Source organism: Pseudofrankia coriaricola, from assembly GCF_032027725.1.
Lineage (GTDB): Bacteria > Actinomycetota > Actinomycetes > Frankiales > Frankiaceae > Pseudofrankia.
Map to the genome: position 1 here is coordinate 1 of NZ_JASNFO010000152.1, position 13491 is coordinate 13491.

Consider the following 13491-nt stretch of genomic DNA (forward strand, 5'->3'; position numbering starts at 1 on the left):
GGCCTGTTCGGCGGGCAGGCTGGTGACCAGGTAGAACACCTCCTCGGACAGGGCCGGTTTCGAGGTGACGGTCTTCTTGCGCCGGGTGCGCCGGCGCAGCTCGACGACCTGTTTCGTGCCCCAGAAGCCGACGAGTTTCGGTGTGGTGACGGTCAGTGCCTTCAGCGAGCGGGCCTCGATCCGGCCGTGGGCCTTCTCGACCGTCGTGACCAGGTCCGGTGCCTGCCCCCAGGGCAGCCTGGTGAGGTTGGCGTGGACGGTGGGCTGGTTCAGCTTGATCACTAGAAGCCAGTGGCCGCCCCTGGCCCGGATCTTCCGGGCGAGGCGTTCGTGGGAGTGGAGCGAGTCCGCCGTGACCAGGACGTCGGTCAGGTCGAGCCGGCCGGCCAGCGCCTCGACCGCGGCGATCTCGTCGCCGCCGACGACCCGCTGGTGGCCGGCGGCGACGCCGGTGTCGTGCCAGACCGCCTCGACCACCGCCTCCTGGATCATCGCCCCGGCCTGGGTGAACGACCGGGCGCCCTTGAGCGTCTTGCCGTCGAAGGCCAGCCCCCGCGGCCCCGACGGCGGGTCCGCCACTGCCACGGCCCGGGCGATCCAGCCCGAGAGCGCCGCGTCGAGCCCGGCCGGGTCACAGCCCTCGACCAGGCGCCGGATCGTGCGTTCGGACGGGACCCCGCGGCTGAGCCCGAACCCGGCGAGCAGCTCCGCCGGCAACTCGACCGCCCATTCCCAGACCGCGGTGAAGGTCTGCTGACCAGCCAGAACCCCGGTGAACCACAGCGCCAGCACCGACGCCAGCCCGTAGCGGCGCCCCCGCGCCTTCCGCCGGTCGGGCACCACGCCGAGTGCGCCGAGCAGCCCACCGGCCTGCCCGACCGCTCTGGCCGCCAGCCGGGCCCGCTGACCGGCGGGAACACGGGTAGGCGACACTGAAGGCACGGACGCGGCCCCACTCTCGGACGATCATGGCGTAGGAACCTCGATCATCCCGTGGGCGCCGCGTCCGCCCGTTCTCGGGGCCGGCCCGACGGCAGCGCCCCCGCTCTCCCGCCGCGCGGAGTCGCAGAAGACCAGATAACAGCCCAACCCGACGATCCCGCGGCCGACCAGGCAGAAGCTGATCAGACACACGGCGGCCGTCGCGGGCCGGTACACCCGGCAGCCGTAGCCGCTACAGGCCCACGACGCCAGCCGACACGCCGCCCACGACTTTGTCGCAGCCCTGCTGTGCGGCGTTCCCGAAAGGCACGCTGGCGATCCGATTTCGTGATGAGCTGCCCGAGTTGTTTGCTGACGAGCAGTTCGCCTCGGCGTTCGGTGCGCGCGGTCGACCCGGTATCTCGCCGGGGCAGTTGGCGCTGGTCACGGTGTTGCACTTCGCGGAGAGCCTCACCGACCGGCAGGCGGCTGACGCGGTGCGGGCGCGGATCGACCGGAAATACGCGCTCGGGCTGGAGCTGACTGATCCCGGGTTCGATCACACGGTGTTGACCAGTTTCCGCCAGCGACTCATCGACCACGGCTTGGACGAGAAGGTACTGGATCTGCTGCTGGTCCGGCTGTCCGAGCTGGGGCTGGTCAAGGCAGGCGGTCGGCAACGCACCCACGCATGTGCTGGCGGCGGTGCGCTCGGCCAATCGGCTTGGAGTTCCTCGCTGAGACGCTGCGCGCGGCCTTGGAGGCGTTGGCCGCGGCCGCGCCGGACTGGCTGACCGGACAGATCAACGCCGCATGGGTAAGCCGATACGGTGCCCGGATGGACTCCTACCGGATTCCGAAAGGCGACGACAACCGCAAAATGATGGCCATCCAGGTCGGCGTCGACGGGTTCGACCTGCTGGAGGCCGTCCACACCGGCGGCGCACCGGCCTGGCTGCGCGAGGTCCCGGCCGTGGTCACACTGCGCGCAGTGTGGCTTCGGCAGTACCACCGCACCATCGGCGACGGCGGGCAGGAGGTGGCGTGGCGAGCCTGTCATGATTTCGGCTCTGGCGCTGATCCGGTGGTGGCAGATCCGACCGGCTATGTCACGATGCGTCATGGTTGGTGTGGATTGGCTGGTGGCGATGGTGTTTTCGGGGTTGGCTCCGCTTGTCGTGGAGGACGTGGCGGACGAGGGGGACCGGATCCGGGTGAAGGCCCGGACGCCGGACGCGCCGGCTGCCTGTCCGCGGTGTGGTGCGCGGACGGCGCGGGTGCACGGCTATCACGCGCGGACGCTGGCGGATGTGCCGTTGGACGCGCGCCGCGTGCTCATGGACGTGCGGGTCCGTCGCCTGGTCTGCCCGACGCGCGGGTGCCTCCAGACGTTCCGGGAACAGGTCCCAGGCGTGGTGGAGCGCTACCAGCGGCGGACCTCGCGGCTGGCGGCCCAGGTCGGCGTGGTCGTGCGGGAGCTGGCCGGCCGCGCTGGGGCGCGGGTCCTGTCCGCGCTGGCCGTGGTCGTATCGCGGCACACCGCGCTGCGCTGCCTGTTGCGCCTGCCCGTCCCGGCGAGGCGGGTGCCCCGGGTCCTGGGCGTCGATGACTTCGCCCTGCGGCGGCGCCACCGCTACGCCACCGTGCTCATCGACGCCGAGACCCGCCAGCGCGTCGATGTCCTGCCCGACCGCACGGCCGACACCCTTGAGGCGTGGCTGCGCGCCCATCCCGGTGTCGAGGTCGTCTGCCGTGACGGCTCCGGCGCCTACGCCGAGGCCGTCCGCCGCGCGCTGCCCGACGCGGTGCAGGTGGGAGACCGCTGGCACCTGTGGCACAACGTCTCCGAGGCCGTGGGCAAGGAGGTCGCCGCGCACAGCGGCTGCTGGGCCGCGGCCGGTCCGCCCCGGCGCGACGGCCAGCGCGCCACCACCACCCGCGAACGGTGGACCCAGGTCCACGAGCTGCTCGACAAGCAGGTCGGCCTCCTCGAATGCGCCCGCCGGCTGAACCTGTCGTTGAACACCGTCAAGCGCTACGCGCGCATCCCCGAGCCCGAGCGGCTGATCCGGGCGCCGCAGTACCGGCCCACCCTCGTCGACCCGTACCGCGACCACCTGCGCCAGCGACGCGAGCACGACCCGGCCCTCCCCGTCGCCCGACTGTTCGAGGAGATCAAGGACCTGGGCTACACCGGCAGCCTCAACCTGCTCTACCGCTACATCACCCAGGGCCGAGTCGAAGCCGACCGCCAGGCGATCTCACCGCGACGCCTCACCCGCTACCTGCTCACCGCCCCTGACCAGCTCAAAGAGCATCAGCGGGAGATCATCGACACCCATACCGCGGCCTGCCCCGAGATGACCACACTCGCTGGGCTCATCCGCTCCTTCGCCGCGCTACTCACCCCCGCCGACGGCAACGCAGCGCAGCTGACCGCCTGGATCGCCCAGGCCCGGGACGCCGACCTGCCCCACCTGCACGCCTGCACACGCGGGTTCGAACTGGACCGCGACGCGGTCAACGCCGCCCTGACCCGCGCCCACCACAACGGCGGCACCGAGGGCGTGAACACGAAAACCAAGCTGATCAAACGTCAGATGTACGGCCGCGCGGGCTTCCCACTCCTCCGCCACCGGATCCTGCTCGGCTGAGATCACCCTCCGTCACCACCGGATCAGCGCCAGAGCCGAAATCATGGCTCTGGCGCACATTCGGTGGTAACGGTGCGTTAGCGCCGGTCGTGGAGGTCAAAGCGGTCGAAATCGGCCACCTCACAGACGTTCGCGAGGTCCGGCAGGCGCCGCCGCGCTGCGCTGGAAAGCCTCAACCAGGACAAAGTAGACGCAAGCGGCGTCTCACCACGCGATCACTGAACGTCACCACCGAATATGCGCCAGAGCCGTTGTTCTTACAGGCCCTGACAAGGTCGCGGCACCGATCTTGGGGGGCCTGTGATGCACCGCGATGCCACCCGTGAAGCACCGCGACAATCTCTGTGTCGAGCCGGGATCGGTGCGGACGGCCATGGTCGACGACGTGGGGACTGTTCGCGATGTCGGCGGCGAGGGCCTCGACGAGGGCCGTCGCGATGGTGGCGGCTTTGATGGTGTCCGGGGCGTGCCGGCTGGGCGCCACGATCGAAAAGCGGGTGACGATTCTCTTTCGCGCCGATATCGTCGTGGTCGGCTGGCAGCGAGAACTGTCGAGGTTGAGGTGGACCAGGCGGTTCTCGAGACCGGTTCACTGTATGTACTCTGGCCGGCAGGCTGGTACGCGAGATAGGACCAGCTCTTGGGAGGTCCACGGTGAGGTCGATCGAGATCGCTGGCAGGGCCTACCGTATCTTTGTCTTCGCTGGCATCCATGAGGACGACCGGAAGGTCGAGTGTCACGAGATCGAGCCTGACCGTCAGGTATGCGAGATCCGCGTAACCGACGCGGGCGACGCCTATTTCACCCTGGTCGCGGGCGAGCTGCCGGTTCAGGTTGTCCGCGCCACGCTGGACTATCTGGATGAGATGACTGGACGATGATTGCAGCCTCGGTGAGGCGTGTTCACGACGGCCCACTCGGTAGCAGCGGATCGGCGCGGCGAGCACCACCCAGCCCGCTCGATCCCGCCGAAGACCTCGGTCGGTGCCGCCCGGCATCAGCACCCCCAAGCGCGGGTGACTGCCATACAATCAACCTTGTGTCGTCGGCCTTCCGCTCCGCGCTCCGCCAGATGCGCAGTCGTGATCCGCAGCGAGCCGAAGACGCCTTCGGTTTCCTGGCAGCGAACGCCGCCGGCCATGTCGCCGAGCTTGTCGATGCATTCCGCATGGAGACCGATCGTGGAGTCCGTTACTGGCTTCTTGAACTCATCGCACTGACAGAATCGGAAGACACCCTGCCCCTGCTCGTCGAGCAGCTCTCCAACGACGACGAGTCGCTTCGGCGGCATGCCGCCAACGGTCTGAAGCGCCTGGGTAGCAAACCGGCCCGCGAGGCGCTATGGCGTGCACGAGCGAACGGCCAGATCCGGTAAGGAGCGGATCCGGAGACTCGACCAGGAACCCACAGCACCGCGCCGGCGGATTCTGGCGTCAAAGCCGGCGAAGTCCAGCCGCACCCCGAGCCGCAGCGCAAAACCTGACCACCCTGCCGGCTCCATGGGCCGTCCGCACACTGAAATCTCCCACGGTCTCAGATCCGACATCGCCACCAACACCGGAAACGACACCGCGAACGACACCCCCGCAGGTCGACGCACCCGCGCAGGTATGACCAACTGATCAATAGGTGTGGGGCTGCCAGGCCGTCCGGGCCGCGCCGGCCGCAGCCCTGTCTTGGCTATCGCTCCCACGCAAAGGAGAACCGATGTGCGACATCCCGGACGCGCTACGCCGCGAGAACGATCTCGCCCTTGAGCTGGTCCAGTGCATGCTCGGGCTGATCTCGCACGACCTGGCCGAGATCGCCATCGACACCCGCGGCGACACTGTCAAGATCTACTGCACCGTGCGCGCTGACACGTCCGAGGTCCGCGAGGACATCGACGACATCGTCGCCGACCTCGACGCGCTCCGTGGCGGCGGCACCCCTATCGAGACCCAGATTGACGTCACCCCGTTCGCTCTGGACTGGCCTGGCCGCGCCCATCGCGTGGTCTACTGCTCGAAGCCAGCGCCGCACGAACTTCGAGTCCGCCGAGGCGGTGACTCCGCGCTTGAGGAGATCTTCTTTTTGGCTCCATGGGTGGACCTTCGCGGGGGCGAATCCGCCGAACATGCCGAGCGTGGAGCCCTGGCGAGCGAACTTCGTGAGGAGATCGCTGCCGGTCATCGGCTCCATGGCCAGTCCTTCCAGGTCACTGCCCGGTCAGAGACCAAGGACGATGTCATCGTCGAGCTGGCGACCGGCGGCTGGGCCCGGGTCCATCTCACCTGGCAACACCCGGACACGCCTCCCTGGCCCGCCACCACCGTCTACGACTCCCTCGGGTCTCTCGACGAAGACCTTCGTGCCGCAGACTGAACCGGCTGCCGCGACGAAGTGGGAAGGCGAGACCAGCGGCCGCCTCCGCTGTCCTCAACCACCACCCTGTGGGGACTGCTGTTCTGCGCCTTCGCCCCCTTCACCCTCCTGGCCATCCCCATCGGCCTGACCGTCGCCGCACTCACCATCCCCTCGTCATCCCCGCCCGGGCGCAGGTCTTCGGCGACCTGATCGAAGCTGCCTATGACACCCACCGCACCACCCTCTACACCCAGCTACGCTGGCCCCCGCCTGCCAGCCCCCACCAAGAACACGAGCACGGACGGAAGCTGACCGCCTACCTGTGGCCCGGCTCCGACGACACCACCCCCACCTTCACTCCCCCCTTCTAACCGCCGTCCCTGGCGAGAAAACGACGGTCAGATCAACATGATCTTTAGAGGGCGGGTGGGCCTCACAACGATCGACCATTGACGGCCGCAGGGATCATCGCGCTGTCCGGTGGCATCCTCGCCGCCATCAAACGGCACCCGCCCGGCCGGGACAGCGCTCAACCGCGCCGCGACCGGCCGCAGCAAAGCAAAGCCAGTCTCGCTGTCCGGCTCCGGAACTTTGACGGGCCACAGCACCTGGCCGCCGGGCACAGAGCCCAGAGGCTTACCCACGCGTGAGTCCAAACATCTGTCGACATCACGCGTCGAACCGGTTGCGGAACTGCTCGACGTACAGTCCATCGGTTCGAAGGACGCCGAGTTCCACTGTCTGCGGGAAGTCGGACTCGTCGGCGTAGAGAAGGTGGGAGAAGAAGAACGTGCCTGGCCAGTCGGTGATCTCTCGCTCGAGTGCGCGGTAGCGCCGGCCCTCCGCCGACCAGCCGCGATTGAGATCGCGGTCCTGCGGAAATATATTAGGTCCGAATTCTCCGCCGGCGGTGTGGGGGACCATATGTCCCTTGTCCAAGGGGCGTGAAGCCCGGCCCCGCGGCGACGGATACCCGCGCTGGTACGCCACGTCCCGTGGCGCCGCCGGACGCCGCGTGACGCCCCACGCCGCGACCGTCCGGTCCGCCTGCGGTGCCCCGGCCGCGCTCGCGAGGTCGAACAGAAGCGTGGAACCGTCGAGCGGGATCTCGTGCAGGTAACTGGAGCCAACCAGGCGGCGGTACCGCTCCGCCCACGCGCCCGAGAGAGCGGCACCCAACGCTGCCATGTAGGACAGGCGATCGGGAACGGTCATCACCGCTGTGGCGATGGCCTCATAGTCAAGACCCTCCTCGGGATGCACTGTCCCCTCCTCTGCCCGCCTGCACCAAGGGCACCCCGGCTGGTCGCGTCAGGTGTTTTTGATGTGCCGGGCGAGGGCCTCTCACAGGCCTTCGTTTCTGGTGGTGAAAGCACGGCACGCGTCCGGCGCGGGCTGCCCGCTTGCTACAGGCCGGGCACGATGCGCAGGTCACGGACGGCGCCGCCGTCGAGGGCGGCGAGGGCTTCCTGGTAGGCGGCGCTGTCATGCGCGGCCCGGGCGGCCTCGACCGAATCGAAGGTGATGAGCACGGTGCGGGTCTTCTCCCCGGCCTCGTAGGTCAGCTCGGGAAGGCCGCGGGCTACGAAGGTGCCGCCGGCGGCGCGCAGGGCCGGACCGACGAGTTCGGCGTACGCCGCGACCTTGGCCTCGTCGACGATCTCCCTGTAGACGTTGATCCAGTAGGCAGTCATGACGCCATCGTGCCCGAGGCCGGGAGACGGACGGGACTTAGGTCCGGGCGATCGTGTCCCGGGCACGCGACCATCGTCCGGACGCCGATCGTGAGTTGTGGATCGCGGGCGGACAGTCGTCCCTCGAGACCGCGATAAAGCCGGTCCACGGTCCCGGGGTGGGCAGAGGCCGTACGGGCGTTCGCCACCCCGGGACGGTTCTGACGCCTGTACCGTGCCAGAACTCGACGTCGGGCCGCTGACCTGCGGGTTCGCTGCCGACCACCCGATCGCAGGCGTCGCGACGGAACGGATCAAGCGCCGACCCGTCCTCGGGGGTCTGATCAACGAATACGAACGAGCCGTGTAGAAGCCCAGCTCAACGGCCGTGGCCGAGTTCTGGAACCCGACCGGCGAGCACGACCGCCGGCAGCGGGCTCTCCCCGACGTCAATCTTGACGAAGTCGATGCCGCTGCCGGTCAGCTGTTCGACGGCGAAGGCCACGGGCCGCTGCCAGCCGGGGATAGCGGACTCGAAGCGGCGCCGCGCCGCCGTGATCTGTCCGGCTGTCGTCCACTGCTGTGCGTTCACGCCGCCCTCGCCGTCCATCCCGGTCCGTCCGGCCAGATCCGACCAGGTATTCCAACGCTCGTCGACCGCATTACGACCAGCCTCGGCCGGGCCATGATCGGCGGGCGAACCATACTGGGGCGAAGCTCGCGATCCTGGCCGGGAAGCTGGACCCGGCTGGTGGGACGCCGCTGGACCGGTCCGAGAACGCGCTGATCGACGTGGTCGGGGAGGTGCGCCATCTGCCCTACCGGCAGGTGCTCGGTGGTGGTCATCGGTGGGGACGTCGTGGCCGGCAAAGGCGGGCCCAACGCTCGCGTAGCAGGGAATGATCGGGATATGGAGCCGTGGGAGGAGCTGGTCGCGGCCGAGGCCCGCTACATCGAAGTGCGGATGCGGATGTTCGCGGCGGGTGCCGAGGCATACGAGGGACAGCTGCGCGCGGCGCTGGCGACCGTGCTCGGTCGACGGACCGCGCTGCGGGCGCTGCTGGACGCTCCGGTCGAGCAGACGATGGACCTGCTGGAACCGGTGTTCCACGCGGGGCTCGGGATGCACGCCCCTCTGGACGTCGTCCTTGAGCTGCTGCGCCGGGTGGACCCGGGGTGGCTGACGCTGGCACTGCGCCCCGTGCTGTCCCGCCATCTTGAGGGCCAGACGCGGCCGGACTGGGAGGACTACCGGTGCGCGGCGCAGCTGCTCGCCGACCTAGGCCAGCCGCTGCTGCTCGGCCAGTTGCTGGCCTCGGCCGCAGGCCTCGACGATCCCGACGTGCGGGAGGTCCTCGACGACTTCGGCCCCCTCGCCGACAACGCCTCCAACGAGCCGCCCGTGCTTCCACCCGAGTTGCAGGACGCGGACCGCGGCGATGAGCAGACGGGCCGGGAGCGGGACGGTCTGTACCTGCGCCGAGCAGCCGACAACTACCTGCTGACCCTGCTGACCGGCACGGAGCCTGTGGCCGGGGCGGTCGACGCCGTGGTCGAGCTGGGCGACGGCGCACGCCGGACCGCCACCTTCCTCTCCCACGACGACCTGGCGCGGACCCTAGCCCGCCACCGGCGGTCGGGCGAGCGCCTCGGCGGCCGGTACTTCTGGGCCCAGAACCTGATCCTCGTCGAGAGCACCGCTCCCGCTTTCCTCGACCGTGTCGTCGCGGACCTGGTCGGTTCCGGCGAGATCCGCGGCGCGTTCGCCACCCTGCCTGCCACGAGCCAGGACCTCCTGACCGGCGGGGATCTTCCCGACGGGTTCTCCTACCCGCCGGAGTTCGTCAGGCTCGTCGAGTACGGGCTGACCGATTTGGAGCCGTGGTGGATCATGACCGGTGATCTCCTGCGCGAGCGCCACACCGGCCTGGCCGAGCGCCGCCCGGGCCGGTCCCTGGTCCCGTTCGCGGAGCGGCAGGACAACGACGACGTGGCCTGCTGCGACCTCGCCACCGGAACCATCGCCGTGGTCCACGACTACGGCGACCCGAAGGCACGGGACGTCGCCCGGTTCGCCGACTTCCCCGCCTGGCTACATCAAGCCATGGTCGACTTCCTGGAGTTCAACTAGCGCTGCCCGAGATGACGCCAGGGAGGACGGCGAGCCGGTGCCAGGGCACGGGGAGCGGCCGGTGGATCAGGAGCAGGGCGACCACACCGCGAGACGGCTGATCGACGAGGCGGCGGGCGAGTTGTTCGGCGCGCGGCGGGAGCAGCTCCTGCTGGCGGCGCTCGCCCGGGTGGAGCAGGCCGGCGTGGCGGACGCGGAGGCTCGGGCGGTCACGCTCGCGCTGCTGGCGCAGCAGGATCCCGCCTACCTTGACCGGGCGCGCGCGACGCTCGACCAGCTAGTCGGAATCGGAGCCTCGCCGCACTGGGCACTGGTGCATCTGGCTGAGGCCTGCCTGCATGCGGGACAGGTGGACGAGGCGCTGCGATATGCGTCCGAGGTCGACCGGGGCTTCTTCGAGCGTCGGGACCTGCTGTGGCGGTCGGTGCGGATGGACGAGATCCGCGCCGCGGCGTTGCTGCGGCTCGGGGATCTCGAAGGCGGTACCACCGCCGCCTTGGCCGTCTGCGACGTGCTCACGGACCGCGGCGACAGCGACGACCTGGCCCCGCCGGCTGATCTCGTCGCCGTGGCGCTGACGTGCGCGGGGCTGGCGGACGAGCGGGCCCGGGCCGCCGGCTGCCGCATCCTGGACTACCTGTCCGGCAGCCTCGAGCTCGGTGCCTGGTTCCCAGCCGAGACCGTCCACCGCATCAGATCCGCGCTCGCCGACTGCGCCCGGTATCCGGCGCGGTGATAACAAGGCCGGCCGAGCACCGGGATCGAAAAATCGGGTGATCGGGTCTGCTTGCGTCGATATCGTGGTAATCAGCCGGTGACGCCGAGCGCGGACGCACCGGCCTCGTCGCTTTGACGTATGTGCCTGGCCCGTCCCGTGTCGCATCCCATTTTGGAGGTCATGCTTGCTGCCTGTTGTCACGATCACGCCGGTGCAGTTGCCGGAGGTGTTGTTGCGGGTGGCGACGGTGCGGCCGGTGCATGTCTGGGTCCGCCCGGTCGCGGGGCTGCGTGACCTGCCCCCGGCCGAGGTCTCTGTGGCCGATCTTCGGCTCGTGCGGCTATACCGCGACGGCCGGAATTACCAGTGGGACACCGAGACTGTCGTCCCTCTGAGCGCCTAACACGTCACGCCCGGTTGCCCGGGTCGGACGGCGCGGGTATGCACCGGGCGGTGCCCGATCGCTCTAGGGTGCAGCGCTGGCTGGGGGGCTCAGGGCCGGGTGAGGGTCAGCTGAGCGAGGCCGACCAGGACAGCGGAGATCTCGGCAAGATCTGCCGGCCCCCGCCGGGTCGCATCCTCCCGCGATTCGGACCCAGACAGCTCTGATCGCGGGCCGGACTCGACGGTTCTCCCCAGCCCGTTGACGAGGTCTGCCCAGATCGCGAGGAACTCCTCAACCCCGCGCAGGATGTCCCGGCGGACCTGCTCGGCGCCGGACGCCGCGAAGACGGCGATGTCCGCGGCAGCCGTACCCGCCAGCGTCTGCCGATCGAGGCGCCGCTGAAGCGCTCGGGCAGCGTGCGCCGCGCCGTCCAGCGCGTCCGCGGCGTCGACAAGTACGTCACTCAGAAGGCCAGGCAGCTCTGGGTCGTGGGCGAACTCGTCGAGGCGCAGCGCGTGGTAGGCCAGCCGGCATCCCGGCGACGCCAGCGGCAGGCGGTCCAACAGCAGCAGCCACCGCCGGCTAGCGAGCAACAGGCCAACGCCCACGGTCCCGACAAACCAAGTCCCGAACAGCGCCAGCCAGCCGGCACTGAGGCCGGTGCGGACCAACTGGACCCACAGCCAGAACCCTGGGACGCAGACCAGCACGGGGACGCCGACCTGAATGGTTCGCCGGCGTCGACCAAAACGGGACGCCGCCGCCCGCAGCTTCCGGTCGACCGAGCGGGAATCGGACACGATCACAGTCTCGCCTCAACGTCGCCGACCGCGATAGCTCCCGGTGACGTGGAGGAGCGCGCCCGCACGATCTGCGGGGCGTCGAGCATGAGCGTCCAGACGTCAGGCGGCGGCGAGGTCGGCTCCGCGGCGAGGAAGGCCGCGGCGGCGGCGGCCAGGTGGCCGACGGGCAGGCCCGCGTCGAGAACCAGGCGCCGATCGTCCGGCAGCGCCTCCAGGTAGCGGATGAAGGCCCGGTCAGCGGCGGCGACGAAGCGGGGGTCGACGAGGTGCGGGTGCACTGGCCCGCGGCGGCGTTGCCGCGCGGCGACCGCGGCCTGGGGTAGCCGCAGATACAGGTAGCGGCCGGGTCGCAGCGTGATGCCCGCGCGGGCCGCGGCGGTGAACGTCTGCGCGGCGTAGCCAGGGTCGGCGGGAACGCCGAGCTGCGCGACGGCGTGCTGGTGGGCGATGTGCGACAGCGGGCTGCGGTCGAACAACACGAGACCGGTGCGTGCCCGGCGGGCGACCTCGGCGCGTTGCCGCTCCACGCCGCACAGGTGGTCAAGGCCGGACCGGACGTCGCCGAGGGTCCGCGGCGGGTACGGCAGCGGCGAGGACAGATCGGCCGGATCGGGGATGACCGTGGCGCCGAGCTGGCTGGCGAGCACGGTCGACAACGTGGACTTCCCCGTGCAGCGCAGGCCCTCGACGGCCACGAGGCTGTGGTGGGACGGCTGGTCGGATCGGGTCACGGAAGCCTCCAGGAGCCGGTCGAGCGCCGATGGTCGGTGCGGACGCTAGCGGCAGCCACTGACAGCCCGCGGTGAAGCACGCGCCCCGCAGAGGGCTGGGACGGCGCGGTCGGCGAGCCTAGGCGGCTGGCTTGCGGGCAACACCGGCCCACATCGCGGAGACCGACTCGCTGGTCGTCCGCCAGGCCGGTGCGGGGACGAGGCCGGGGTCGATCAGCTCCCAGCCGTCGAAGAAGCGGGCAACCTGGTCGCGGGTCCGCGGGAACAGGGTGCCGGGGGCGGCGGCGTTGACCTGGTCGACGCCCGCCTTCAGGTGGGTCTTCTCCGGGTAGACATCGAGTCCGAGGTGCGACAGCACCAGGAAGCTGCCCGGCGCCAAAGCGTCGCGCAACATGCGCACGGCCGCGTGCGGGTCCTGGTCGTCCGGGATCGCGTGCATGATCGCGATAAGCATCAGGGCGACGGGCTGGGTGAGGTCGAGGGTCGCGGCGGCCTGTTCGAGGATGCGGGCCGGGTCACGTACGTCGCCGTCCAGGTAGGCCGTGCGACCTTCGGGGGTGCTGGTCAGCAGCGCTCGGGCGTGCAGCAGGACCAGCGGGTCGTTGTCCACGTACACGATGCGCGCGTCCGGGGCGACGCCTTGGGCGACCTCGTGGGTGTTGTCGGCTGACGGCAGCCCGGTGCCGATGTCGAGGAACTGCCGTATCCCGCAGTCGGCTGCCAGGAAGCGCACCGCGTTGCGCAGGAACGCCCGGTTCACGCGCACACCCTCATAGATCTCGGGCACCGTCTGGATCATGGCCTCGGCGACAGCCCGGTCTGCCGGGTAGTTGTTCTTGCCGCCGAGCCAGTAGTGTCGGGTAGCGGGAGCACATTGCTGTGCCCCCGCCCCCTCAGAGTCGGGTAGGCCGCCGGCGAGGTGCCCTGGTTGGGTCCTTTTCCGTCGGCCCCCCGCCGAACCCGCCGGGCGGCGTTAACCGCAACGGGCTCTCCAGTGGTTATGCCGTGGGTTGCGTGGTAGGTCGTCCGGCGTGGATGGCTTCGTGGCATGGCCGGCAGGTGACAAGTGTCTTGCGCCGTCGCATGGCCATGAGCCGGACCCACGTCGGCTTCTCGCGTCGTCCTGGT

16 protein-coding genes and 2 pseudogenes are annotated in these 13491 nt (G+C 69.9%); 9 read left to right on the forward strand and 9 right to left on the reverse strand.

The window, feature by feature from the left end:
* A partial coding sequence (locus tag QOZ89_RS45630; protein ID WP_312630267.1) for an ISAs1 family transposase occupies positions 1–933 on the reverse strand: 933 nt, incomplete at its 3' end.
* A 353-nt stretch (positions 934–1286) separates the two neighbouring features.
* On the opposite strand from QOZ89_RS45630, the gene QOZ89_RS45635 reads away from it, so the two are divergent.
* The 6 genes and pseudogenes from QOZ89_RS45635 to QOZ89_RS45660 form a co-directional block, all read left to right on the forward strand.
* A complete protein-coding gene (locus tag QOZ89_RS45635; RefSeq protein ID WP_071049252.1) occupies positions 1287–1715 on the forward strand; it encodes an IS5 family transposase in 429 nt (142 codons plus the stop codon).
* Between the two features lie 327 nt (positions 1716–2042).
* A complete protein-coding gene (locus QOZ89_RS45640) occupies positions 2043–3575 on the forward strand; it encodes an ISL3 family transposase (protein ID WP_071049253.1) in 1533 nt (510 codons plus the stop codon).
* A gap of 654 nt (positions 3576–4229) precedes the next feature.
* Positions 4230–4457, forward strand: a complete 228-nt coding sequence (locus QOZ89_RS45645; RefSeq protein WP_071049254.1) for a hypothetical protein — start codon at positions 4230–4232, stop codon at positions 4455–4457.
* Positions 4458–4615: 158 nt separating this feature from the next.
* Positions 4616–4951 carry a HEAT repeat domain-containing protein gene (locus QOZ89_RS45650; protein WP_198543267.1) on the forward strand — a complete coding sequence of 112 codons (336 nt, stop codon included), beginning with the start codon at positions 4616–4618 and terminating at the stop codon, positions 4949–4951.
* 332 nt (positions 4952–5283) lie between these two features.
* Positions 5284–5940 (forward strand): hypothetical protein, encoded by a 657-nt coding sequence (locus tag QOZ89_RS45655; protein WP_083418736.1) that lies wholly within the window; start codon positions 5284–5286, stop codon positions 5938–5940.
* A gap of 57 nt (positions 5941–5997) precedes the next feature.
* Positions 5998–6293, forward strand: a pseudogene (locus QOZ89_RS45660) (hypothetical protein); the annotation flags it as partial.
* A gap of 27 nt (positions 6294–6320) precedes the next feature.
* Here QOZ89_RS45660 and QOZ89_RS45665 read toward each other — a convergent pair.
* The 4 genes from QOZ89_RS45665 to QOZ89_RS45680 all read right to left on the reverse strand — a co-directional run bounded on the left by QOZ89_RS45665 (position 6321) and on the right by QOZ89_RS45680 (position 8187).
* A complete protein-coding gene (locus QOZ89_RS45665) occupies positions 6321–6566 on the reverse strand; it encodes a hypothetical protein (protein ID WP_131804012.1) in 246 nt (81 codons plus the stop codon).
* Positions 6567–6591: 25 nt separating this feature from the next.
* Positions 6592–7185, reverse strand: a complete 594-nt coding sequence (locus QOZ89_RS45670; RefSeq protein ID WP_071049255.1) for a hypothetical protein — start codon at positions 7183–7185, stop codon at positions 6592–6594.
* A gap of 143 nt (positions 7186–7328) precedes the next feature.
* On the reverse strand, positions 7329–7616 hold the full coding sequence (locus tag QOZ89_RS45675; RefSeq protein ID WP_071049256.1) for a DUF1330 domain-containing protein: 288 nt from the start codon (positions 7614–7616) through the stop codon (positions 7329–7331).
* A gap of 358 nt (positions 7617–7974) precedes the next feature.
* Complete coding sequence (locus QOZ89_RS45680) at positions 7975–8187, reverse strand: hypothetical protein (protein WP_131804013.1); 213 nt, start codon at positions 8185–8187, stop codon at positions 7975–7977.
* 318 nt (positions 8188–8505) lie between these two features.
* Here QOZ89_RS45680 and QOZ89_RS45685 point away from each other — a divergent pair, with 318 nt between their 5' ends.
* The 3 genes from QOZ89_RS45685 (at position 8506) to QOZ89_RS45695 (ending at position 10847) form a co-directional block, all read left to right on the forward strand.
* Complete coding sequence (locus QOZ89_RS45685; RefSeq protein ID WP_198543268.1) at positions 8506–9726, forward strand: hypothetical protein; 1221 nt, start codon at positions 8506–8508, stop codon at positions 9724–9726.
* 61 nt (positions 9727–9787) lie between these two features.
* The gene (locus QOZ89_RS45690) at positions 9788–10462 is read left to right on the forward strand and encodes a hypothetical protein (RefSeq protein ID WP_071049258.1); all 675 of its coding nucleotides are present in this window, start codon (positions 9788–9790) and stop codon (positions 10460–10462) included.
* Positions 10463–10628: 166 nt separating this feature from the next.
* Positions 10629–10847 (forward strand): hypothetical protein, encoded by a 219-nt coding sequence (locus QOZ89_RS45695; protein ID WP_312630269.1) that lies wholly within the window; start codon positions 10629–10631, stop codon positions 10845–10847.
* A gap of 89 nt (positions 10848–10936) precedes the next feature.
* Here QOZ89_RS45695 and QOZ89_RS45700 read toward each other — a convergent pair whose 3' ends face one another.
* The 4 genes and pseudogenes from QOZ89_RS45700 to QOZ89_RS48100 all read right to left on the reverse strand — a co-directional run.
* A complete protein-coding gene (locus tag QOZ89_RS45700) occupies positions 10937–11635 on the reverse strand; it encodes a hypothetical protein (RefSeq protein ID WP_312630270.1) in 699 nt (232 codons plus the stop codon).
* Positions 11632–12363, reverse strand: a complete 732-nt coding sequence (locus QOZ89_RS45705; RefSeq protein WP_071049261.1) for a DEAD/DEAH box helicase family protein — start codon at positions 12361–12363, stop codon at positions 11632–11634. Before QOZ89_RS45705 ends, QOZ89_RS45700 begins: the two co-directional genes overlap by 4 nt.
* Before the next feature lie 118 nt (positions 12364–12481).
* Positions 12482–13207: pseudogene (locus tag QOZ89_RS45710) on the reverse strand (SAM-dependent methyltransferase); the annotation flags it as partial.
* Between the two features lie 154 nt (positions 13208–13361).
* Positions 13362–13491 (reverse strand): HNH endonuclease (locus QOZ89_RS48100; RefSeq protein WP_491723686.1); only part of this gene is annotated, 130 nt, incomplete at its 5' end.